Raw genomic sequence first — 22166 nt, 5'->3', positions numbered from 1 at the left:
GGCTCAAGCCGGGACCACTGGCCGTTCGTCAGATCCCCACGTCCCACAGGACACGATCATGAACGAACAAGATCCACTTTCGCAACACGCCCTAGTCCGGCGGGGTCGGGGTGTCCGGGCCCTGGAACATCGTCTGGACGTCCAGTTCCAGCTTGACCGTGGGACCGACGATGGCGATGCCGCGCGCGAGCATGTTCCGCCAGTTCAGGGTGTAGTCCTCGCGGTGCAGCTCGGCCGTGGCACGCGCGGCGCACCGCAGTTCCTCGCCGTATCCGCCGTTGACCGCGCCGAGGTAGGTGGTGTCCAGGACCACCGAGCGGCTGACGCCGTGCATGGTCAGCGAGCCCTGCACGCCCCAGTTGTTGCCGCCCCGGTAGACGAAGCGGTCGCTGATGAAGTGGATGTAGGGGTAGTTCTCGACGTCGAGGAAGTCGGCGGACCGCAGGTGGCCGTCGCGCGTGTTGTTGCCCGTCGTGATGCTCGCCGCATCGATCCGTATCTCGACCTGCGAGTCCTCGACGTTGTGCGCGACGCGCACGCCGCCCTCGAAGCGCTCGAACCGCCCGTGGACGTTCGCCATGCCGACGTGCCGCGCGATGAAGCGGATCGCCGTGTGGGGCGGGTCGAAGAGCCAGGTGCCGGGCGACGGCGGCTCCAGCTGCTCGGACACCTCGAGCTGCACGCGGCCCATCGGCAGCGTCTCGCCGGCCGCGATGTCGAAGGTCCAGCGGGCGGGCTGCATGCCCTCCGCCGTCATCAGCAGGCTGTACTCGCCGGGCGGCATGGCCGCGCAGAACAGGCCGTACGCGTCCGTGGTCCCCTTGGCCATCGCGCGGCCGGTGGCCTTGGCGGTCACCGTGACCTCGGCGCCGCCGAGCGGCTGCCCGACCGGGTCCACCACTTCGCAGTTGATGGTGCCCGCCCCCGCCGGCGCGGGGAGTACGAGTCCGGCACCGCCTCCGAGAGCCGCCTTCGATCGCCTGCGACGAAGGAGTGAGAGGACCATATAGTTCACCTTTCAATCGAGGCAGCCCAGGATAGATCGTTACCGGAATCCCTCATTCACCCCCCTGGGACTCCTGGACCGGAACCGCTGGACCGAGCGGAAGCGCCTCCGGCCCGCGCCGGGCGGAGCGGAGACCTCGGCCAAGGCCCTGCGGTCCGCCCCGCCCGGCGCTAGGTTCGGCACCATGGACGTGATACGGCACGGCTCATCCGGTGACCCCGATCCCCTGCGCCAGCTCTCCCCCGAGGAGTTGCGCCGGCGTACGAGCATGAAATGGCGCGCGTACCCGGACGACGTGCTGCCGTTGTGGGTGGCGGAGATGGACGTGCCGCTCGCCGAGCCGGTGGCGCGCGCGATCACGGACGCGGTCGCGCTCGGAGACACCGGCTATCCGTTCGGAACCGGCTACGCCGAGGCGCTGGCGGAGTTCGCGCAGAAGCGGTGGGGGTGGAACGGGCCGGCGGCGGAACGCACGGCGATCGTGCCCGATGTGATGCTGGGCATCGTCGAGGTACTCAAGGTGATCAGCGGGCCGGGCGATCCCGTGGTGGTCAACTGCCCCGTCTACCCACCGTTCTACCAGTTCGTGGAGCACATGGACCGGCGGATCGTCGAAGCACCGCTCGGCAGCGACCTGCGGATCGACCTCACCGGTCTGGACAACGCGTTCCGGGCGGCCACCGCGGGCGGGGGCCGGGCGGCGTACCTGCTGTGCAGCCCGCACAACCCGACCGGCACGGTGCACACCCACGACGAACTGGCCGCCGTGGCCGCGTTGGCGGACCGGTACGGGGTACGGGTGGTCGTCGACGAGATCCACGCCCCCGTCGTGGCGTCCGGGACGGCGTTCGTGCCGTACCTGAGTGTGCCCGGGGCGGAGAGCGGCCTCTCCCTCATGTCGGCGTCCAAGGCCTGGAACCTGGCCGGGCTCAAGGCCGCGCTCGCCGTCGCCGGACCCGCCGCCGGCGACCTCGCCCGCATACCCGAAGAAGTGAGCCACGGGCCCAGCCACCTCGGCGTCATCGCCCACACCGCCGCCCTGCGAAACGGCGCCGACTGGCTCGACGCGGTACTCGCCGGGCTGGACGCGAACCGCCGGCTGCTCGCCGGCCTGCTGGCCGAGCACCTGCCGGGCGTGCGCTACCGGCCCGCGGAAGGCACGTACCTCGCCTGGCTCGACTGCCGGCCGCTCGGCCTGGGCGACGACCCGGCCGAGGTCTTCCTGGAACGCGGCCGGGTCGCCCTCAGCTCCGGGAAGAGCTTCGGCACCGGCGGCGCCGGCCACGTGCGGCTGAACCTCGCGACCTCGCCCGAAGTGATCACGGAGGCGGTACGTCGCATGACCGCCGCGGTCACCTGACGGCAGTTCGCACGGAACGGCCGCCGGTCTGCCCGCGCGGCCTCCTGCCGGCCGGCACCGCGGTCAAGCGTGGGCCACCGCGGAGCCGTTTGGTCCCGGTTCCGGTCGCGGCGAAGGCCACCACAGCTCCGACGAGGGCTCTTGCCGTTGCGTTCCCACAGGTCAGAACGATTCTCCCGGCCTGAGGAGAGTGGGGCGGGTGGGACTCGAACCCACGACCGACGGATTATGAGTCCGCTGCTCTAACCGGCTGAGCTACCGCCCCTAACGGCGCGTCGCGCACATTTGTGCGCGCCGTCTGCCGCAGCATAGCCGCTCATACGATCTCCTGCCTCGGGTGGTCGGCCACGCATGCCCATGAGGACATCGCCGCCGCCTGCGCGGTTGCAGGAGACATGAAAAAGGACCCCAGAGGGGTCCTTTTCCTTGCCGCTCCCCCGACTGGACTCGAACCAGTAACCCTCCGGTTAACAGCCGAATGCTCTGCCAATTGAGCTACAGGGGATCGCGCTCCCCCGACTGGACTCGAACCAGTAACCTGCCGGTTAACAGCCGGCTGCTCTGCCAATTGAGCTACAGGGGATTGCTGCGTTGCATCGAACGTACCCACCGGATGGCGTCCCGGGGGGCGTGTGCTCGCTGCGACACATACATTAGCGCAAGCAGGGGGGTGCTCCGCCAATCGGTATCTCCCGGGGTGATCACAGACGTCTCCGGGTAGGCGCCCAGCACAGCCCCCGCGGTCCGGGACTCCCACGGCGTCAGGGGACCGCCGACGCAAGAGAAGGGTGACAGCCATGCGCTACCGGCTCACATTCATCGCCGGACTGGCCATCGGGTACGTGCTCGGGACCCGATCCGGGCGCGAACGCTACGAGCAGCTGAAGAAGTCCGCACGCCAGATCGCCCAGAACCCCGCCGTGCGCAACGCCGCCGAGTCCGCCGCCCAGAACGGCCGCGACATCGCGGGCAAGGCGCTCCACACGGTCAGCGACAAGGTCGGGGACCGGGTGCCCGGCTCCGTGTCCGAGCGGGTGCGGTCGCTGCGCGAGCGGGGCCAGAGCGGCGAGGACGACTGGGGCACGACCAACACGTAGCTCCGGCACCGGGCGCGGCACGGCCCCGGCCCCGCATGCGGCAGAATCTTGTACATGGGGATAGTCGCCGGCTTGGACAGTTCGTCTGGTTCTACGCGCATCGTCGTGTGCGACGCGGATACGGGTGCCGTACTGCGGCAGGGGTACGCCCCGCACCCCGTGGAGGCGAAGGCCGCCGAGGCCGATCCGCAGGTCTGGCTGCTGTCACTGGGCGAGGCCGCGTCCGGCGGGCTGCTCGAGGGCGTGCAGGCCATCGGCGTATCGGCGCAGCAGCACGGCATGATCCCGCTGGACGCCCACGGCACGTCGGTGCGTCCGGCGCTGCTCGGCAACGACAAGCGGGCCCAGGTCGCGGCCGCCGACCTGGTCGACGCGCTCGGCGGACGCCAGGCCTGGGCCGAGGCCGTCGGGTCCGTGCCGCAGGCCGCGCAGCCGCTGGCGAAGCTGCGCTGGCTGGCGCGCAACGAGCCGGAGTCCGCGCGGCAGACCGCCGCCGTGATGCAGCCGCACGACTGGCTGGTGTGGCAGCTGCTCGGGCGGCCCGCCCGCAGGACCACCGACCGGGGCGCGGCCTCGGGCACCGGCTACTGGTCGGCCGCCACCGGTACGTACCGGCCCGACCTGGTCGAGCTGGCGCTGGGGCACCAGGCCGCGCTGCCCGAGGTGCTCGGTCCCTCCGAGGCCGCGGGGACCACGCCCGAGGGGCTGCTGATCTCCGCGGGGACCGGCGAGACGATGGCCGCGGCCTTCGGGCTCGGCGTCGGCGTCGGGGACGCCGTGGTGTCCCTGGGGGCCTCCGGTTCGGTGATGGCCGTGCACCACGAGGCGCTGGTCGATCCGAGCGGTCTCATCACGTCGTTCGCGGACGCCACCGGAATGCACCTGCCGGTCGTGCACACGCTCAATGCCGTACGGGCGCTGCGGGGCACGGCCGAGCTGCTGGGGACGGATCTTGAGGGGCTCTCCGACCTGGCGCTCAAGTCGTCGCCCGGGTCGTACGGCCTCGTCCTGCTGCCGTACCTGGAGGGTGAGCGTACGCCGCAACTCCCGCACACCGCCGGGAGCCTGAGCGGACTGCGGCGCGAGTCGATGAAGCCCGAGCACCTGGCACGGGCGGCCTTCGAGGGCATGCTGTGCTCGCTGGCCGACGCCATGGACGTGCTGCGGGGGCGGGGCGTGGAGGTGCGGCGGGTCTTCCTGCTGGGGGCCGCCGCCGAGCTGCCCGCCGTGCAGGCGGCGGCGCCCGCGATCTTCGGTACGCAGGTGGTCGTGCCGCAGCCCGCGGAGTACGCGGCGCTGGGCGCGGCCCGGCAGGCGGCGTGGGCGCTCGGGGTGTCGCAGGGCACGCTGGCTCCGCACACCCCGCCGGCCTGGCAGGGGGCGGCGGCGCAGGTGCTGGAGCCGGGCGACGAGGTGGCGGTGGGGCAGGCGGTGCGTCAGCAGTACGGCGCGACGCGGGACCAGATCCATCCCGGAGCGTTCGGGGCCTGAAGTCTTGACCCGGTGATGGGGTAATCCCTTGGAAATACCGGCGCCGGGTGTCGGAGGATGGGGCGATCCCCCGCCCTGCCGACTCCGAGAGATTTCGTGTGCTCATAAGACTCCTGCGGGCCCGTCTGGGCCCGTACAAGAAACCCGTCGCCCTGCTGGTGGTGCTGCAACTGCTGCAGACTTCCGCCTCCCTCTACCTGCCCACCCTCAACGCGGACATCATTGACAACGGTGTCGTGACCGGGGACACCGGTTACATCCTGGAGTTCGGCGCCGTCATGGTCGCCGTCAGCCTCGTCCAGGTGGTCTGCAACATCGGCGCCGTCCACTACGGCGCGAAGACCGCGTCGGCGCTCGGGCGGGACGTGCGGGCGGCCGTCTTCGAGCGGGTGCAGAGCTTCTCGGCCCGTGAGGTCGGGCACTTCGGGGCGCCCTCGCTGATCACGCGTACGACCAACGACGTCCAGCAGGTCCAGACGCTGGTGCTGATGGCGTTCACGCTGATGGTGTCGGCGCCGATCATGTGCGTGGGCGGCATCGTCATGGCGCTCGGCCAGGACGTGCCGCTGTCGGGCGTGCTGCTCGCGGTCGTGCCCGTGCTCGGGATCTCCGTGAGCCTGATCGTGCGGCGCATGCGGCCGCTGTTCCGCACGATGCAGGAGCGGCTCGACACGGTCAACCAGGTGCTGCGCGAGCAGATCACCGGCAATCGCGTGATCAGGGCTTTCGTGCGGGACGAGTACGAGAAGGGCCGCTTCGGGGAGGCGAACACCGCGCTGACGGACGTGTCGCTGTCCTCGGGGCGGCTGATGGCGCTGATGTTCCCCATCGTGATGACGGTCGTGAACGTCTCCAGCGTCGCGGTGGTCTGGTTCGGCGCGCACCGGATCGACAACGGCGGCATGGAGATCGGGGCGCTGACGGCGTTCCTCGCGTACCTGATGCAGATCGTGATGGCCGTGATGATGGCCACCTTCATGTTCATGATGGTGCCGCGCGCCGAGGTGTGCGCCGAGCGCATCGAGGAGGTCCTGGACACGGCGTCGAGCGTCGTACCGCCGGCCAGTCCGGTACGGGAACTGCGCCGGCATGGACAACTGGAGCTGCGCGGGGCGGAGTTCCGCTATCCGGGCGCGGAGGAGCCGGTGATCAGGGGCATCGATCTGGTGGCCCGCCCCGGTGAGACGACGGCGATCATCGGGTCGACGGGCAGCGGGAAGTCGACGCTGCTCGGGCTCGTACCCCGGCTGTTCGACGCCACGGACGGGGAGGTGCTGGTGGACGGGGTCGACGTACGGACGCTCGATCCGGCGCTGATGGCGAAGACCGTCTCGCTGGTTCCGCAGAAGCCCTATCTGTTCTCCGGGACGGTCGCCACGAATCTGCGGTACGGGAAGCCGGACGCCACGGACGAGGAACTGTGGAACGCGCTGGAGGTGGCGCAGGCACGGGAGTTCGTGGAGCGGCTCGACGGCGGACTGGACGCGCCGATCGCGCAGGGCGGCACGAACGTGTCGGGCGGGCAGCGGCAGCGGCTCGCCATCGCGCGGACGCTGGTGCGGCGGCCGGAGATCTACTTGTTCGACGATTCCTTCTCGGCTCTGGACTACACGACCGATGTGGCGCTGCGGACCGCGCTGGCGCGGGAGACGGCGGAGGCGACGGTGGTGATCGTCGCCCAGCGGGTGTCGACCATCCGCGACGCCGACCGGATCGTGGTCCTGGACGAGGGCCGGGTGGTCGGCACGGGACGCCATCACGAGCTGATGGAGAGCAATGCGACGTACCGGGAGATCGTGCTCTCCCAGCTGACGGAGGCTGAGGCGGCATGAGCGGGCCCGGTGGACGCATGATGGCCGGCGGCGCGCCGGCCGAGCGGTCGATGGATTTCAAGGGCTCGGGGAAGCGGCTGCTGCGGCAGTTCGCTCCCGAACGGGTCACGTTGTGGTGGATGCTGGCGGCGGGCGTGCTGAGCGTCGCGCTCTCGGTGATCGGCCCGAAGATCCTGGGGCGGGCGACCGACCTGGTCTTCGCGGGGGTCGTCGGCCGGCAGATGACGGACGGCGGCAGCAAGGCGCAGGCCGTCGAGGGCCTGCGGGAGGAGGGCGACGACGGGCTCGCGGACATGCTCTCCGGGGTGGACTTCGTCCCCGGGCGGGGCATCGACTTCGGGGCGGTCGGCGACGTACTGCTGCTGGTGCTCGCGGTGTACGTGGGCGCGGGGCTGCTGATGCTGGTGTCGTCGCGGCTGTCGATCCGGGTCATCAACCGGACCGTGTTCCGGATGCGCGAGGACGTGCAGGCGAAGCTGTCGCGGCTGCCGCTGAGCTACTTCGACCGGCAGAAGCGGGGTGAGGTGCTGAGCCGGGCGACGAACGACATCGACAACATCTCGCAGACCATGGCGCAGACGATGGGCCAGCTCATCAACTCCCTGCTGACCATCGTGGGTGTGCTGGCGATGATGTTCTGGATGTCGCCGCTGCTGGCGCTGGTCGCGCTGGTGACCGTACCGCTGTCGGTGGTGGTGGCGGCGAAGGTCGGCAAGCGGTCGCAGCCGCAGTTCGTGCAGCAGTGGAAGACCACGGGCAAGCTCAACGCGCACATCGAGGAGATGTACACCGGTCATGCGCTGGTGAAGGTCTTCGGGCGGCAGGAGGAGTCGGCCGAGGCGTTCCGGGAGCAGAACGACGCGCTGTACGAGGCCGGGTTCAAGGCGCAGTTCAACAGCGGGATCATGCAGCCGCTGATGTTCTTCGTGAGCAATCTGAACTACGTGCTGGTGGCGGTGGTCGGCGGGCTGCGGGTCGCGTCCGGCACGCTGTCGATCGGCGACGTGCAGGCGTTCATCCAGTACTCGCGGCAGTTCTCGATGCCGCTGACGCAGGTCGCCTCGATGGCGAACCTGGTGCAGTCGGGCGTCGCCTCGGCCGAGCGGGTCTTCGAACTGCTCGACGCGGACGAGCAGGAGCCCGACGCGGCGGACGCGGAGCGGGCGCAGCTGCCGTCCGCTCCCGAGGGCCGGGTCGCACTGGAGAAGGTGTCCTTCCGGTACGAGCCGGACAAACCGCTCATCGAGAACCTGTCGCTCGCGGTCGAGCCGGGGCAGACGGTCGCGATCGTCGGGCCGACGGGGGCGGGCAAGACGACGCTGGTGAATCTGCTGATGCGGTTCTACGAGGTGACGGGCGGCCGGATCACTCTCGACGGTGCCGACATCGCGAAGATGACGCGGGAGGACCTGCGCTCGGGCATCGGGATGGTCCTCCAGGACACCTGGCTGTTCGGCGGGACGATCGCCGACAACATCGCGTACGGGGCGCAGCCGTCGCGCAGCGTCACGCGCGAGGAGATCGAGGAGGCGGCGCGGGCCGCCCACGCGGACCGGTTCGTACGGACGCTGCCGGACGGGTACGACACGGTGATCGACGACGAGGGGTCGGGAGTCAGCGCGGGCGAGAAGCAACTGATCACGATCGCGCGGGCGTTCCTGTCCGATCCGGTGATCCTGGTCCTCGACGAGGCGACGAGCTCGGTCGACACCCGGACGGAGGTGCTGATCCAGAAGGCGATGGCACGGCTGGCCCACGGCCGTACGAGCTTCGTGATCGCGCACCGGCTCTCCACCGTCCGGGACGCGGATGTGATCTTGGTGATGGAGAATGGCTCGATCGTTGAACAGGGGACGCATGAGGGACTGCTGGCGGCGGAGGGCGCGTACGCGCGTCTGTACGCGGCGCAGTTCGCTCAGGCGGTGGCAGAAGTGGACTGACTGACCATGGCAGAGAGCACGGAGAAGAAGAGCGCGGACCGGAACGCACGCAGTGACACCTCCGGCCTCGCGGTCGGGCTGTCGCTCGGGATGTCGGTCGGTGCCGCCGCCGGGCTGCTGCTCGACAACGTGGCGACCGGAATCGCGTGCGGCATGTGCATCGGCGTGGGGATCGGGGCCACGTTCGACGCGCGCCGCAGGGCCGGGAAGAACGCGGCCGAGGGGGGCGGCCCCGTGGACGGCTCCTGACCCGAGTGCGCGGACGACGGCGCCCGGCCCGGTGGCCGGGCGCCGTCGTCGTGCGCCCTCGTCGTGCGCCCTCGTCGTGCTGTCCGGGCGGGCCGGTGGTCAGTCCAGGTAGCCGCGGAGCTGGTCGGCGAAGGCGTGGTCGCGGAGCTTGCTGAGGGTCTTGGACTCGATCTGGCGGATGCGTTCGCGCGTCACGCCGAAGAGGCGCCCGATCTCCTCCAGGGTGCGGGGCCTGCCGTCGGCCAGGCCGTACCGGAGCTGGACGACCTCGCGTTCGCGCTCGCCGAGCGTGGAGAGCACGGCGTCCAGGTGCTCGCGCAGGAGGAGGAAGGCGGCCGACTCGACGGGGGACGCGGCGTCGCCGTCCTCGATGAGGTCACCGAGCGCCACCTCGTCCTCCTCGCCCACGGGTGCGTGCAGCGACACCGGTTCCTGGGCGAGGCGCAGGACTTCACCGACCCTTTCCGGGGTGAGTTCGAGGTGGGCGGCGACCTCCTGCGGGGTGGGCTCGTAGCCGCGTTCCTGGAGCATCCTGCGCTGGACGCGGATGACGCGGTTGATCAGCTCGACGACATGGACCGGGACGCGGATGGTGCGGGCCTGGTCGGCCAGCGCGCGGGACATGGCCTGGCGGATCCACCAGGTCGCGTACGTCGAGAACTTGTAGCCGCGGGCGTAGTCGAACTTCTCGACGGCGCGGATGAGCCCGAGGTTGCCCTCCTGGACCAGGTCGAGCATGGTCAGACCGCGGCCGACGTAACGCTTGGCGACGGACACGACGAGCCGCAGGTTCGCCTCGATCAGGCGGCGTTTGGCCATCCGGCCCATGACCACGAGTCTGTCGAGGTCGACGGCGAGCTGGGAGTCCGGGTCGCGGACGCTGCCGAGTTTCTCCTCGGCGAAGAGCCCGGCTTCGACCTTGCGGGCCAGGTCCACCTCCTCGGCCGCGGTGAGCAGCGGGATGCGGCCGATCTCGCGCAGGTACTGCCGGAAGAGGTCGGAGGACGGGCCCCCGCTGTCGGCGCGGGCGTCGCGCCGCCGCCCGGGCGGCTCCGGTGTTCCGGGAGCGTCCACCGGGTCCTCGACGAGGACTTCGGCTTCCACGAGTTCCACGAGCTCCACGACCTCTGCGGGCTCTGCGGGCTCTGCGGGCTCTGCGGCCTCTGCGGCCCCTGCGGGGTCTGCGGCCTCGGTTCCGGGGTGGAATTCGCCCCGGCTCTGCGGAGGGACCGTGGTGATGACGTCGGTCAACGTCGGGGGCTGGCTCTGGGTCTGGGTCTGCACGGGGGGCGACCTCCAGGTGATCGCTGCCGGTTCGGGGGGCGTGCGGCAGCGGGACGGGAGCGGCCACCGGGCCACCGTCCGTCCCGTACACGATGAGCGGATCCGCGGGTGTGGGGGGCCCACTCGGCGTGGGCCGGCCGCGCTCCGAGGACTCAGGCACCGCCACCCAGTGTGGGGTACGACACATCACCGCCACGAGGGGCGTGCGGTGACTTTTTGGGTCCGGTCCGTCACCGGGCGGCAGGAGCCGTCAGAGCGCGGCCGCGCCGTGGTTGCGCAGGGACTGGGCGTACTGCTGGAGGACCCACAGCTCGTTCTGTACGGCGGCGAGCTGCTGCGGGTCGGCGTGCGGGCCGCCGAGGCGGGCCAGCGTGCCCTGGACGTCCAGGATGCGGCGGTCGACCGCGCGCAGGCGGACCCGGATCAGCTGCTCGCCGGCGTAGATCTCGTCGACGGTCTTGCGCATGATCGGCTCGACGGCGAGCTCCGTGACCAGCGCGCGCACCGTGTCGTTGGGGGCGGTCTCGCGGACCCTCGCCAGGTAGTCGGAGGTGTCCTGCGCGCCCTGTTCCGCGCCGCCCGCCTCCTCGATGACCTGGCGCACGGCGGCGTACGGCGGGGCGGTGAACTCGTCCGCCCCGTACGCGTCGAACGCCGGGGAGACCAGCTCGGGGCGCTGGAGGGCGAGCTTCAGCAGCTCGCGCTCGGTACGGTGCGCGGGGCTGCGCAGATTCAGCGCGGGGCCGGACGGGCCGGGGGGCAGGGCGGGGCCCATGTCGTACGAGGGCGTGGGCCGGCGGTCCTGGGGCGCGGCGGGCCCGCGGCCGCCCCGGTCGCGCGCCCAGCGGGCGAGCTGCGCGACGCGCTTGACCACGAACTGGGTGTCGAGGATGCCGAGGATGCCCGCGAGCTGGACCGCGGACTCGTGCTGGATCGCGATGTTCTTGATGTTGGCGACGATCGGCGCGGCCTCGTCGAGCGCGGCGGCCCGCCCGGCCGGGGTCTCCAGGTTGTGCCGGGACACGACGTGGCGGATGGCGAACTCGAAGAGGGGCGTACGCGTCTCGACCAGGGACGCCACCGCCGCGTCGCCCTTGGCGAGCCGCAGGTCGCAGGGGTCCATGCCGCCGGGCGTGATCGCGATGGACGTCTCGGCGGCGAACTTCTGGTCGTCCTCGAACGCGCGGAGCGCCGCCTTCTGGCCGGCCGCGTCGCCGTCGAAGGTGAAGACGACCTCGGCCGATGCGTTGTCCATGAGGAGGCGGCGGAGGATCTTGATGTGGTCGCCGCCGAAGGACGTGCCGCAGGTGGCGATCGCGGTGGTGACGCCGGCCAGGTGGCAGGCCATGACGTCGGTGTACCCCTCGACGACCACCGCCCTGCTGGTCCTGGCGATCTCCTTCTTGGCCAGGTCGATGCCGTACAGGACCTGGGACTTCTTGTAGATCGCCGTCTCGGGGGTGTTGAGGTACTTCGGCCCGTTGTCGTCCTCGCGCAGCTTGCGCGCGCCGAAGCCGACGACCTCGCCCGTGATGTCGCGGATCGGCCACATCAGGCGGCCGCGGAAGCGGTCGATGGGGCCGCGGCGGCCCTCCTGGGAGAGGCCGGAGAGGGTCAGCTCCTTGTCGGAGAAGCCCTTGCCGCGCAGGTAGCGGGTGAGGTGGTCCCAGCCGGCCGGGCTGTAGCCGACGCCGAAGTGCCGGGCGGCGTCCTGGTCGAAGCCGCGCTCGGCCAGGAACTTCCGGCCGATCTCCGCCTCGGCGGAGTCGAGCTGTTCGGCGTAGAACTGCGCGGCGGCCTTGTGCGCCTCGACCAGGCGGACGCGCTCGCCGCGCTGGTGCGCGGGGTTGTAGCCGCCTTCTTCGTAGCGCAGGGTGATGCCCGCCAGGGCGGCGAGGCGCTCGACCGTCTCGGAGAACGAGAGGTGGTCGATCTTCATCACGAAGGCGATCGTGTCGCCGCCCTCCTGGCAGCCGAAGCAGTGGAAAAGACCCTTGCTCGGGCTGACCTGGAAGGACGGGGACTTCTCGTCGTGGAAGGGGCACAGGCCCTTCAGATTGCCGCCGCCGGCGTTGCGGAGCTGGAGATACTCGGAAACAACGGCGTCGATCGGGACCGCGTCCCGGACCGCCTTCACGTCGTCATCGTTGATCCTGCCTGCCACGCGTGAAGTGTACGGCGGTGCTCGGACACTTCCGTCGGCCGAGCGGCCGCCGAGCGGCCGGCCGGGTGGTCAGCCGAGCAGGGAGGCCAGGTCCACGGACGGGTCGGAGAGGGCGTAGGTGTCCACCGGGGCTCCGGAGCGGATCAGCGCCTGGACGGTTTCGGTGACATCCCACACATTCACGTTCATGCCCGCCAGGACCCGGTTGTCCTTCAGCCAGAACGCGATGAACTCGCGCTTTCCCGTGTCACCGCGGATCACGACCTGGTCGTACGTGCCGGGGGGCGCCCAGCCGGAGTATTCGAGCCCGAGGTCGTACTGGTCGGAGAAGAAGTACGGGACACGGTCGTACGACACCTCCTGGCCCAGCATCGCGCGGGCGGCGGCCGGGCCGCCGTTCAGCGCGTTGGCCCAGTGCTCGACGCGCAGCCGGGTGGAGAGGAGCGGGTGGTGCGCCGCGGCGACGTCGCCGGCGGCGTAGATGTCGGGGTCGGAGGTGCGCAGCCCGGCGTCCACGGCGATGCCGCCGCCGTGCGCGCGGTCGGCCAGGTCGAGGCCCGCGGCCTCGGCGAGCGCGACGCGCGGGGCGGCGCCGATCGCGGCGAGGATGTCGTGGGCGAGGTGCTCCTCGCCGTCGTCGGTGCGGGCGGCGAGGACCATGCCGTCCTGGCCGACGATCTCGGTGAGGCGGGCGCCGAAGTGGAAGCGGACTCCGTGCTCGCTGTGCAGGTCGGTGAAGAGCTGGCCGAGCTCGGGGCCGACGACCTGGTGGAGGGGGGTCGGTTCGGGTTCGACGACGGTGACCTCGGCGCCGTAACCGCGCGCGGCGGCCGCTACTTCCAGGCCGATCCAGCCGGCCCCGGCGATGACGAGGTGCCCGTTGTCGCGGCCGAGGGAGGCCAGTACGCCGCGCAGCCGCTCGGCGTGGGAGAGGCGGCGCAGGTGGTGGACGCCGGCGAGGCCGGTGCCGGGGATGTCGAGGCGGCGCGGCTCGGAACCGGTGGCGAGCAGCAGCTTGTCGTAGCGCAGGGCGGTGCCGTCACCGAGCACGGCCGTCCTGGTCGCGCGGTCGAGGTGGACCACGGACTGGCCGAGGTGCAGTTCGATGTCGGCCTGTGCGTACCACCCGGTGTCGTGGACGAAGACGGTGTCGCGTTCCTTCTCGCCGGTCAGGAACCCCTTGGACAGGGGAGGGCGTTCGTAGGGATGGTCGCGTTCGTCCCCGATGAGGATCACCCGGCCGGTGAACCCCTCACTGCGGAGGGTCTCGGCGGCCTTCGCGCCCGCCAGCCCCCCACCGACGATGACGAACGTCAGATCTGCGTCGACCACTTGGTGCCTCCTCTGTGCCTGCCCCACACTGTGCCGCCGTATTCGAGCGTCCCGCACGGAGCGTGATGGGGGAAGAGGGGGGTGTGCTGTGGGCGTGTCGCGGGGTGGCTCCGGGGAGGTCCGGGAGCGGTGCGGGCACGGCGTGGCAGCCGCGCCGGGCGACGGCGGACCGCGCGGCCGCGGACCGCGCGGCCGCGGACCGGTTCCGGTGGCGCGGTCATGGGTGGTGCGGCGCGCGGGTGGTGAGCCGGGCGTGCAGGGACCGGGCGGCGGCGTCCGTGAAGCACGCGATCTGGTCGACGATCACGCGTTTGCGGGCCCTGTCGTCGGGCGCGGCGGCGAACAGCGCGCGGAACTGGGGGTCGAGGCCCTCGGGGACGCGGGCCGTGAGTGCCTCGGCGAGCTCGGCGACGACGATGCGCTGGTCGGCGCGGAGCCGCTCCTGTTCGTCGCGCTGCATGACGTAACGGACGGCGACGGCCTTGAGGACGGCGCACTCGTGGCGGACCTCGCGCGGGACGACCAGCTCGGCGGCGTACCGGGTGAGCCTGCCCGTTCCGTACGCCTGGCGGGTGGCGCCCTCGGCGGACAGGCAGAAGCGGCCGATGAGCTGGCTGGTCGCGTCCTTCAGCCGGGCCTGGGCGACGGCGGACCCGTCGTAGCCGTGCGGCCACCACTCCTGGTCGAGGAGGCGGTCGAGGGCCTCCGCCAGCTCCTCGGGGCTGGTGTCCTCCGGCACGTACCTGCCGATCGCCACCGCGAAGACGTCCTGGCGCTCGGGCTCGGCGAAGAGGACGTTGGGGTCGAGGTGGCCGGCGTGCAGGCCGTCCTCGAAGTCGTGCACCGAGTACGCCACGTCGTCGGCCCAGTCCATGACCTGGGCCTCGAAGCACTGGCGGTGGGCCGGGGCGCCCTCGCGGGCCCACGTGAAGACGGGCAGGTCGTCCTCGTAGACCCCGAACTTCACCGAGCCGGGGTCCGTGGGGTGGGCGCCGCGCGGCCAGGGGTACTTGGTGGCGGCGTCGAGGGCGGCGCGGGTGAGGTTGAGGCCGACGCTGACCATCTCGCCGCCCGGCTCCGACCGTACGAAACGCTTCGGTTCGAGGCGGGTCAGGAGGCGGAGCGACTGGGCGTTGCCCTCGAAGCCGCCGCAGTCCTTGGCGAAGTCGTTGAGTGCCTGCTCGCCGTTGTGCCCGAAGGGCGGGTGGCCCATGTCGTGGGAGAGGCAGGCCGCCTCGACGAGGTCCGGGTCGCAGCCGAGGGCCGCGCCCAGCTCGCGGCCGACCTGGGCGCATTCGAGGGAGTGGGTGAGGCGGGTGCGGGGACTGGCGTCCCAGACCTGGCTGCTGGAGCCGGGGGTGACCACCTGGGTCTTTCCCGCGAGGCGGCGCAGCGAGGCGGAGTGCAGCACGCGCGCGCGGTCGCGCTGGAAGGCGGTCCTGCCGGGCCGTTTGTCGGGCTCGGCGGCCCAGCGCTCGGTGGCGGCGCCGTCGTAGAGGGCGTCGTGGAGCGGGACGTGGGGGAACGGGGCGTCGTGCGGTGGGGCGGCGGCCGGTCGGTCTTCGGCGTGTGGGGCGTCGTGCGCTGTGCCTTCCATGCACCGACAGTAGACGCAGGCAGTGACAGTCGGGGCTCAGGCGGCGGCCAGTTGGTGCCGGGACGTCGTGGAGCGGGAGGCGAGAGCCTGGTCGTAACGGAGCAGGAGGAGCCGGGCCAGGGCGGGGTGGGTGCCGAGCGGCGCGGCGGCGATCCGGGGCGCGGCGGCGGCGCTCTGCGCGGCGAAGCGGCCGGGCGCGGTGAAGTACGAGGCGACGGCGGCGCGGTGGCGGCCGCGTGCGGCGAGGGCGCGCAGGGCTTCGGGGACGGTGGGCGAGGCGGCGGACGCGTAGGCGGGGACGACGGGGACCCCGCCGAGGCGCTCGCTGAGCAGGGCGGCGGTGCGACGGGTGTCGGCGGCCGATTCGGGGTCGCGGGAGCCCGCGGCGGCGAGGACGATGCCGCTTCCCGGGTGCGCGGCGTCGGACGCCTGCCAGCCGGCCTCGGTGAGGCGGGCGTACAGCGCCTCGACGAGCAGGGGGTGCGGGCCGAGCGGGGCGGCGATCCGGGTGCGCAGGTGGGGGGCGGTGGCGGCGGCCTGCGGCAGGTCGTACTTGACGTGGTGGCCGCGGCCGAGCAGCAGCGGTACGAGCACGGCGTCGCCGCCCCGGCCGCGGTGGAGGTCCGCGAGCGTGTCGGTCAGCAGCGGCTCGTTGAGTTCGATGTGGCCGAGGCGTACGTCGAGCCCCGGTCGCAGCTCGCGGACGCGCTCCAGCAGCGCGGTGACGGTGCGCAGGGCGTCGGGGTCGCGGCTGCCGTGGGCGACGGCGACGAGGGTGGGCGGCGCGGAGGGCCGGGAGGGCCGGGAGGGCGGGGGCGGGGTCATCGGACGGCGGGTTCCGTTCAGGGAGACGTACCTCAGCTGCGTGCCGAGCTGGGCGGTGACGCGGGTGAGCAGTTGCGCCGTGCTGTCGAGAGGAATGGACTCGCGGTGTGCTGCCGACTCCGTCATGGGCCGATACTGCCGGGCTCACGTTGCCGCCTCGTTGCGTGAGGGTGACGGGTGTTTTCCGCGGCCTCACCGGCCGGGCGGGGCCGGTGTCAGAGGCCGCGCCGGGCAGACCGCTCCTCGTCCCCCGCCCCGCCGAGGAATCCAGCCCGTCGGGGGCCCCACCGCGCCGGCCGGGAGAGGACTGTCAGACCCCGAACAGCTCCCGGCACGGTTCCAGGCCCGCCACCTCCACCGGCACGGTCCGGTGCGCCTCCCAGTCCTCCCGGCTCAGCCGCAGGCGCAGCACCGTCCTGGCCTCTCCCCGTACCGACTCCACCAGCAGGCCGTCCGGCCGGTAGCCGAGCTTCTCCGACACCCGCAGCGAACGCGGATTGTCCGTCATCGCCGCGGACGTGACATGCCGTGCCCCCAGCCCCTCGAAGGCCAGGTGCAGCACGGCCGCCCGCATCTCGGTGCCGATTCCGCGCCCCTGGTGTGCCAGCCCCAGCCAGGAGCCGGTCTGCCCCTCCCTGGTCACCGGGAAGCTGTCCGCCACGAGGTCCTGCCGGCCCACGGTCCGGCCCTCGCACCGCACGGCGAGGCTGAGCGTCCACTTCTCCGGCCGCCACTCGGCGACGGTGCCCAGCACGTGCTGGAAGGTCGCCCGCGCCCGGTCCTGCGGCGACCCGTCCGTCCACGGCACCGAGAACGGCATGGACGCCTCGTCGTGCACGCCGTCGGCCGCGACGCCTGCCAGCTCGTCGAGCACATCGCCGTCCGGCAGCGCCAGTTCGAGGCGCGGAGTCGTGATCCGGAGACCGTACAGGGGCCAGAATCGTCTCGACATGGCGAAATCATTCCAGTCGGGGGCGGGCAAGAGCATGCGATTTTCCTGGGGCAGGGCACGGGCCGGGGCACAGCGGTGGGCGGGCGGACGACTGAGGCGCCCGCACCTCATACCCCGCACCCGCCGCGCCCGACGACGTACCGTCCAGGCCCTCATGCTCGCCTCCGTGCTCGCGCTCGCCCCCGCGACCTGGCTGCACGCCGCCGCCGACAGCCGGGTCAGGACGACGGCCGACGCCCCGGCCCGCGACGTGGCCGTCGTCTTCGGGGCCGGCCTCCGGCAGGGCGGCCCTTCGCCGTACCTCGCGAACCGCCTCGACGCCGCGGCCGAGCTCTACCGGGCGGGCAGGGCGAAGGTCGTGCTCGTGACCGGGGACAACAGCCGGGCTGAGTACGACGAACCGGACGCCATGCGCACCTACCTGACCGAGCGCGGCGTGCCCGACGAGCGCATCGTCAGCGACTTCGCGGGCTTCGACACCTGGGACTCCTGCGTACGCGCCAAGAAGATCTTCGGGGTGGACCGGGCGGTCCTGGTGAGCCAGGGGTTCCACATCCGCCGGGCGATCGCGCTGTGCCGGTCCGCCGGTGTCGACGCGTACGGTGTCGGGGTCGACGCCCGACGCGACGCGACCTGGTACTACGGCGGCGTACGGGAGATCTTCGCGGCCGGCAAGGCGGCGCTCGACGCCGCGACCGAGCCCGACCCGCGCTTCCTGGGGCGCGAGGAGACCGGTGTGGCCGAAGCGCTGGCGGACTGACGGCCGCCCGGGTGCCGGCCGGGCCTGCCGCCTCACCGGGCGGCAGGGGCCGGGCGGAGCCGGGCGTACCGGGGGCGTAACACCTGGGCGACCGTCGCCGTAACACCGCCGTCGCATGCTGACGGCATGCCCCGCACCTCCCCCGCTCCGGCCGCCACCCCGCCGTCGACCCCCACCCACTGCCCGTACTGCGCGCTCCAGTGCGGCATGAAGCTGCGAGCCGCCGCGGCGGACAGCGACAGCGACGTGGTGGAGGTCGTCGACCGTACGGACTTCCCCGTGAACCGGGGCGCGTTGTGCGGCAAGGGCCGTACGGCGCCCGCAGTGCTCTCCTCCCGGGTGCGCCTGACCGGGCCCCTGGTGCGACGCCCCGCCACCGGCAGGCTGGAGCCGGCCACCTGGGAGGAGGCTCTGGCGAAGATCGCGGAGGGGCTCGGCCGTACCCGGGAGGTGTACGGACCGGACGCCGTCGGGGTCTTCGGAGGCGGCGGGCTCACCAACGAGAAGGCGTACGCGCTCGGCAAGTTCGCCCGCGTGGTCCTGTCCACGTCCCAGATCGACTACAACGGCCGCTTCTGCATGTCGTCCGCCGCCGCCGCCCACCAGAAGGCCTTCGGCCTCGACCGCGGTCTGCCCTTCCCGCTGGAGGACATCCCGCGCACCGGCTGCGTGATCCTCGTCGGGTCGAACCTCGCCGAGACGATGCCGCCCGCGCTGCGCTACCTCACGGAGCTGAAGGAGAACGGCGGCACGCTCATCGTCGTCGACCCGCGCCGCACCCGCACCGCCGAACAGGCCGACCTCCATCTCGCGCCCCGGCCCGGCACCGACCTGGCGCTCGCGCTCGGGCTGCTGCACATCGTCGTGTCCGAAGGCCGTACGGACGAGACCTTCGTCCAGGGCCGCACGGCCGGCTGGGACGAGGCGCGGGCAGCCGCGATGGCGCACTGGCCCGAGCTCGTCGAGCGCATCACCGGCGTCCCCGTCCCCCAGCTGCGCGACGCGGTACGGATGTTCTGCGACGCCCCGGCCGGCATGGTCCTCACCGCGCGCGGTCCCGAGCAGCAGTCCAAGGGCACCGACACCGTCGGCGCCTGGATCAACCTGTGCCTCGCCACGGGCCGTGCGGGCCGCCCCCTGTCCGGTTACGGCTGCCTCACCGGCCAGGGCAACGGCCAGGGCGGCCGCGAGCACGGCCAGAAGGCCGACCAGCTGCCCGGCTACCGCAAGCTCACCGACCCGGCCGCGCGCGAGCACGTCGCCGGGGTGTGGGGCGTGGACCCCGACAGCCTGCCGGGCCCGGGCCGCAGCGCGTACGAGCTCCTCGACGCGCTCGGCGGCGACATCAAGTCCCTTCTCCTGATGGGCTCGAACCCGGTCGTCTCCGCGCCCCGTGCCGCCCATGTCGAAGAGCGCCTGCGCTCCCTGGACTTCCTCGCGGTGGCGGACGTGGTCCTGTCCGAGACGGCGGCGCTCGCGGACGTCGTCCTTCCGGTCACCCAGTGGGCGGAGGAGACGGGAACGACGACGAACCTGGAGGGCCGGGTGCTGCTGCGCCGCAAGGCGATCGACCCGCCGCCGGGCGTACGGACGGACCTGGAGGTCCTGCACTCCCTGGCCGCCCTGCTCGGCCACGAGAAGGGCTTCCCGGTCGACCCCGAGGAGGTCTTCGCCGAACTGCGCCGCGCCTCGGCGGGCGGCCCGGCCGACTACTCCGGCATCTCGTACCGCCGTATCGCCGAGGAGGACGGCGTCTTCTGGCCCTGCCCGGACACGGCTCCCGCGGCTCCCGGGGCTTCTGCGGCCTCTGCGTCTTCCGCGGCCTCCGCGGCTCCTGGTGACGACCACCCCGGTACGCCCCGGCTCTTCCTCGACCGCTTCGCGACGGAGGACGGACGTGCCCGCTTCGTCCCCGTCACCCACCGGCCGGCGGCCGAGGAGCCGGACGCCGAGTACCCGGTGCTCCTCACGACCGGCCGGGTCGTCGCCCAGTACCAGTCCGGTGCCCAGACCCGCCGCGTCGACGAGCTCAACGCGGCGGCGCCCGGCCCGTTCGTGGAGCTGCATCCGCGGCTCGCGCAGCGCCTGGGCGTGTCGGAGGGCGACCGGCTGTCGGTGGTGTCCCGGCGCGGGCGGGCGGTGGCCCCGGCCAGGATCACGGACTCGATCCGCTCGGACACGGTCTTCATGCCGTTCCACTGGCCGGGCGAGGGCCGGGCCAACACCCTGACGAACCCGGCGCTGGACCCGACGTCACGTATGCCGGAGTTCAAGGTGTGCGCGGTACGGATCGAGCGCGCGCAGGACTGATCACGGGCCGGCGGTGTCCGGGAGGGCGGTGTCCGGGAGGGCGGTCTCCTCCCCCACCCAGGCCAGGTACTCCGCGCTGCCGCGGACAATGGCCGTAGCGATGATCTCGGGCGTCTCGTAGTCGTGCGCGGCCTTGAGGTGCGCCTCCAGATCGGCGTACCGCGCGCCCGCCGTCTTGAAGACCACCTGCCACTCCTCGGCGGTCTCGGTGGCCCCCTCCCACCAGTAGACGGAGGCCACGGGCCCACTGACCTGCGCACAGGCCGCCAGGCGCGCATCGACGGCGCCCCGTGCGAGATCCAGCGCCTTCTCGCGGCTGTCGGTCGTGGTCAGTACGCTCAGCCATTCGGCCACTGTCACGGGCGTTCTCCTCATGGACGGTTTTCTGCCGGAGCCGGGCCGGGCGGCCGGGCAGCCGGCCGGTCCGCGAAGGCGGACTCCTCCCCGGGCGTCCCCGGCCCGCACCCGAGCAGTTTCCCCCGGGCCCGGCCCCGACGGGGCAGCCACCCCCGTTTCCCGGCGCACAGCCACGCGAGCAGCGGCCCCCTCCGCGGGGCTCTCCGCCGTGCGGCCCTCATGTGACATGACACACAATCAGGTTTCCCGGAACAACCATCCCGGCACCCGCTGGATCTGAGTCACAAATTGGTCTGTACCCCGCGCCGCCGGCCGGGCAGGCCGAGTACCGGCCACGGGGAAGCATGTCGGCCGCAAGGGGACGGGGAACAGTGTGAAGGTCGCTTTTCTGATCTACAACGCCTACGGGATCGGCGGGACCATCCGCTCCACGGTCAACCTCAGCGGCGCGCTGGCCGCCGCCGGCCACGAGGTGGAGGTCGTCTCCGTCTACCGCCCCCAGGAGACGACCAGTCTCCAGCTGGGCCCCGGCGTGCGTCTGCGACCTCTGATCGACTGGCGCCCGGACGCTCCCGACTACGCGGGCGGGTCCGCCGAGGCGGCCGATCCCAGCGCCATGTTCGCCGACGAGGGCGTGCAGTACGGCCCGCTCGCGCCCAGCCAGCTGACCGACGAGCGCGTCGCCGCGTACCTCCGGGCGACGGACGCCGACGTCGTCATCGCCACCCGTCCGGTCCTCAACGGCTATCTGTCCCGTTACGGCGAGCCGCGCTACCTGCGCATCGGCCAGGAGCACCTGACCTTCGACATGCACAGCGACCAGCTGCGCGAGGACCAGAACCGTGCGCTCGCCGGGCTGGACGCCTTCGTGACCGTCTCGGAGGCGGACGCCGCCCGCTACCGCGCCGCCCTGCCCCAGGTGCCCACCCGCATCCTGTGCGTCCCCAACAGCGTCCCCGCACCCGGTGTCGCCCCCTCCACAGGGGACTCGCGCACCATCGTCGCGGCCGGGCGGCTGGTGGGGATCAAGCGCTACGACCGGCTGCTGGACGCCTTCGCCAAGATCGCCCCGCAGTACCCCGACTGGTCCCTGCGCATCTACGGGCGCGGGCCGCAGAAGCCGTTCCTGCGCCAGCGGATCGACGAGCTGGGGCTCTACGACCGGGTGCGGCTGATGGGGGCGGTCTCCCCCATCGAGCCGGAGTGGGCCAAGGGGGCCATCGCCGCCGTCTCCTCCGACGGCGAGTCCTTCGGCATGACCATCGTGGAAGCCATGCACTGCGGCGTGCCGGTCGTGGCCACCGACTGCCCGCACGGCCCCGGGGAGATCATCAGCGACGGCCGGGACGGTGTGCTCGTCCCGCTGGAGGAAGGCTCCGACGCCTTCGCCCACGCGCTTGCATCGCTCATGCAGGATGCCGGGCGACGCGGTGCCATGGCGGACGCCGCCCGTGAGAAGGCCGCCCGCTACGCCCCCGACCGGATCTGCGCCCGCTACCTCGGCCTCTTCGACGAGCTGCGCGACGACGACCGCCGGGCGCGCCCGCGGGGGCAGCGGCTCCGTGCCGCCGTGACGGCCCTGCGTCTGACGCGGCGCCAGGCGCCCGGCG

General features: G+C 72.3%; 17 protein-coding genes and 3 tRNA genes. 9 read left to right on the top strand and 11 right to left on the bottom strand.

Annotated features, from left to right (window positions below; translation table 11 throughout):
• Positions 1 to 91: 91 nt before the first annotated feature.
• Entirely contained in the window at positions 92 to 1006 is a 915-nt protein-coding gene (locus ACWD0Y_RS31390; protein WP_450263687.1) for a YceI family protein, read from the bottom strand.
• Positions 1007 to 1190: 184 nt separating this feature from the next.
• Between ACWD0Y_RS31390 and ACWD0Y_RS31385 the strand changes: the two genes are divergently transcribed.
• Complete coding sequence (locus ACWD0Y_RS31385; RefSeq protein WP_450263686.1) at positions 1191 to 2366, top strand: MalY/PatB family protein; 1176 nt, start codon at positions 1191 to 1193, stop codon at positions 2364 to 2366.
• Positions 2367 to 2557: 191 nt separating this feature from the next.
• On the opposite strand, the gene ACWD0Y_RS31380 is transcribed toward ACWD0Y_RS31385, so the two are convergent.
• From ACWD0Y_RS31380 to ACWD0Y_RS31370, 3 genes are all read right to left on the bottom strand, one after another.
• Positions 2558 to 2631, bottom strand: a tRNA-Ile gene (locus tag ACWD0Y_RS31380).
• Between the two features lie 167 nt (positions 2632 to 2798).
• Positions 2799 to 2871 (bottom strand) — tRNA-Asn (locus tag ACWD0Y_RS31375).
• Positions 2872 to 2876: 5 nt separating this feature from the next.
• A tRNA-Asn gene (locus ACWD0Y_RS31370) sits at positions 2877 to 2949 on the bottom strand.
• A 214-nt stretch (positions 2950 to 3163) separates the two neighbouring features.
• Here ACWD0Y_RS31370 and ACWD0Y_RS31365 point away from each other — a divergent pair.
• From ACWD0Y_RS31365 to ACWD0Y_RS31345, 5 genes are all read left to right on the top strand, one after another.
• Positions 3164 to 3463 carry a YtxH domain-containing protein gene (locus ACWD0Y_RS31365; RefSeq protein WP_093800961.1) on the top strand — a complete coding sequence of 100 codons (300 nt, stop codon included), beginning with the start codon at positions 3164 to 3166 and terminating at the stop codon, positions 3461 to 3463.
• Between the two features lie 54 nt (positions 3464 to 3517).
• Complete coding sequence (locus ACWD0Y_RS31360; protein WP_450263685.1) at positions 3518 to 4954, top strand: FGGY family carbohydrate kinase; 1437 nt, start codon at positions 3518 to 3520, stop codon at positions 4952 to 4954.
• 98 nt (positions 4955 to 5052) lie between these two features.
• Positions 5053 to 6786, top strand: coding sequence for an ABC transporter ATP-binding protein (locus ACWD0Y_RS31355; RefSeq protein ID WP_450263684.1), 1734 nt, complete (start codon positions 5053 to 5055; stop codon positions 6784 to 6786).
• Positions 6783 to 8726 carry an ABC transporter ATP-binding protein gene (locus ACWD0Y_RS31350; RefSeq protein ID WP_450263683.1) on the top strand — a complete coding sequence of 648 codons (1944 nt, stop codon included), beginning with the start codon at positions 6783 to 6785 and terminating at the stop codon, positions 8724 to 8726. Before ACWD0Y_RS31355 ends, ACWD0Y_RS31350 begins: the two co-directional genes overlap by 4 nt.
• A gap of 6 nt (positions 8727 to 8732) precedes the next feature.
• Positions 8733 to 8975, top strand: a complete 243-nt coding sequence (locus tag ACWD0Y_RS31345) for a hypothetical protein (protein WP_450263682.1) — start codon at positions 8733 to 8735, stop codon at positions 8973 to 8975.
• Between the two features lie 99 nt (positions 8976 to 9074).
• Here ACWD0Y_RS31345 and ACWD0Y_RS31340 read toward each other — a convergent pair whose 3' ends face one another.
• The 6 genes from ACWD0Y_RS31340 to ACWD0Y_RS31315 all read right to left on the bottom strand — a co-directional run bounded on the left by ACWD0Y_RS31340 (position 9075) and on the right by ACWD0Y_RS31315 (position 17129).
• On the bottom strand, positions 9075 to 10259 hold the full coding sequence (locus ACWD0Y_RS31340) for an RNA polymerase sigma factor (RefSeq protein WP_450263681.1): 1185 nt from the start codon (positions 10257 to 10259) through the stop codon (positions 9075 to 9077).
• Positions 10260 to 10509: 250 nt separating this feature from the next.
• A complete protein-coding gene (gene dnaG / locus ACWD0Y_RS31335) occupies positions 10510 to 12423 on the bottom strand; it encodes a DNA primase (protein WP_450263680.1) in 1914 nt (637 codons plus the stop codon).
• A 69-nt stretch (positions 12424 to 12492) separates the two neighbouring features.
• The gene (locus ACWD0Y_RS31330) at positions 12493 to 13755 is read right to left on the bottom strand and encodes an NAD(P)/FAD-dependent oxidoreductase (protein ID WP_450263679.1); all 1263 of its coding nucleotides are present in this window, start codon (positions 13753 to 13755) and stop codon (positions 12493 to 12495) included.
• Positions 13756 to 13972: 217 nt separating this feature from the next.
• Positions 13973 to 15352 carry a deoxyguanosinetriphosphate triphosphohydrolase gene (locus ACWD0Y_RS31325; RefSeq protein WP_450263678.1) on the bottom strand — a complete coding sequence of 460 codons (1380 nt, stop codon included), beginning with the start codon at positions 15350 to 15352 and terminating at the stop codon, positions 13973 to 13975.
• Between the two features lie 36 nt (positions 15353 to 15388).
• Entirely contained in the window at positions 15389 to 16303 is a 915-nt protein-coding gene (locus tag ACWD0Y_RS31320) for a sirohydrochlorin chelatase (RefSeq protein WP_450263677.1), read from the bottom strand.
• 184 nt (positions 16304 to 16487) lie between these two features.
• Positions 16488 to 17129: a GNAT family N-acetyltransferase gene (locus ACWD0Y_RS31315; protein WP_450263676.1), complete on the bottom strand. Its 642-nt coding sequence runs from the start codon at positions 17127 to 17129 to the stop codon at positions 16488 to 16490.
• Between the two features lie 34 nt (positions 17130 to 17163).
• Here ACWD0Y_RS31315 and ACWD0Y_RS31310 point away from each other — a divergent pair, with 34 nt between their 5' ends.
• Positions 17164 to 17889 carry a SanA/YdcF family protein gene (locus tag ACWD0Y_RS31310; RefSeq protein ID WP_450263688.1) on the top strand — a complete coding sequence of 242 codons (726 nt, stop codon included), beginning with the start codon at positions 17164 to 17166 and terminating at the stop codon, positions 17887 to 17889.
• 126 nt (positions 17890 to 18015) lie between these two features.
• Positions 18016 to 20199, top strand: coding sequence for a molybdopterin oxidoreductase family protein (locus ACWD0Y_RS31305; RefSeq protein WP_450263675.1), 2184 nt, complete (start codon positions 18016 to 18018; stop codon positions 20197 to 20199).
• Here the strand turns inward: ACWD0Y_RS31305 and cutA are convergent, their stop codons facing one another.
• Positions 20200 to 20559, bottom strand: a complete 360-nt coding sequence (cutA, locus tag ACWD0Y_RS31300) for a divalent-cation tolerance protein CutA (RefSeq protein ID WP_450263674.1) — start codon at positions 20557 to 20559, stop codon at positions 20200 to 20202.
• A 370-nt stretch (positions 20560 to 20929) separates the two neighbouring features.
• Between cutA and ACWD0Y_RS31295 the strand changes: the two genes are divergently transcribed.
• Positions 20930 to 22166, top strand: a 1237-nt coding sequence (locus tag ACWD0Y_RS31295; protein ID WP_450263673.1) for a glycosyltransferase family 4 protein, incomplete at its 3' end; no start/stop codon positions are given.

The organism is Streptomyces altiplanensis (genome assembly GCF_053591575.1).
Note: the sequence above shows the minus strand (reverse complement) of the source record. Positions and strands in the feature narration are given on the sequence as shown.

Coding starts and splice junctions, on each gene's coding strand:
- ACWD0Y_RS31390 (WP_450263687.1), bottom strand. CDS start 1,006: ATGGTCCTCTCACTCCTTCGTCGCAGGCGATCGAAGGCGGCTCTCGGA.
- ACWD0Y_RS31385 (WP_450263686.1), top strand. CDS start 1,191: ATGGACGTGATACGGCACGGCTCATCCGGTGACCCCGATCCCCTGCGC.
- ACWD0Y_RS31365 (WP_093800961.1), top strand. CDS start 3,164: ATGCGCTACCGGCTCACATTCATCGCCGGACTGGCCATCGGGTACGTG.
- ACWD0Y_RS31360 (WP_450263685.1), top strand. CDS start 3,518: ATGGGGATAGTCGCCGGCTTGGACAGTTCGTCTGGTTCTACGCGCATC.
- ACWD0Y_RS31350 (WP_450263683.1), top strand. CDS start 6,783: ATGAGCGGGCCCGGTGGACGCATGATGGCCGGCGGCGCGCCGGCCGAG.
- ACWD0Y_RS31345 (WP_450263682.1), top strand. CDS start 8,733: ATGGCAGAGAGCACGGAGAAGAAGAGCGCGGACCGGAACGCACGCAGT.
- ACWD0Y_RS31325 (WP_450263678.1), bottom strand. CDS start 15,352: ATGGAAGGCACAGCGCACGACGCCCCACACGCCGAAGACCGACCGGCC.
- ACWD0Y_RS31320 (WP_450263677.1), bottom strand. CDS start 16,303: ATGACGGAGTCGGCAGCACACCGCGAGTCCATTCCTCTCGACAGCACG.
- ACWD0Y_RS31315 (WP_450263676.1), bottom strand. CDS start 17,129: ATGTCGAGACGATTCTGGCCCCTGTACGGTCTCCGGATCACGACTCCG.
- ACWD0Y_RS31310 (WP_450263688.1), top strand. CDS start 17,164: ATGCGATTTTCCTGGGGCAGGGCACGGGCCGGGGCACAGCGGTGGGCG.
- ACWD0Y_RS31305 (WP_450263675.1), top strand. CDS start 18,016: ATGCCCCGCACCTCCCCCGCTCCGGCCGCCACCCCGCCGTCGACCCCC.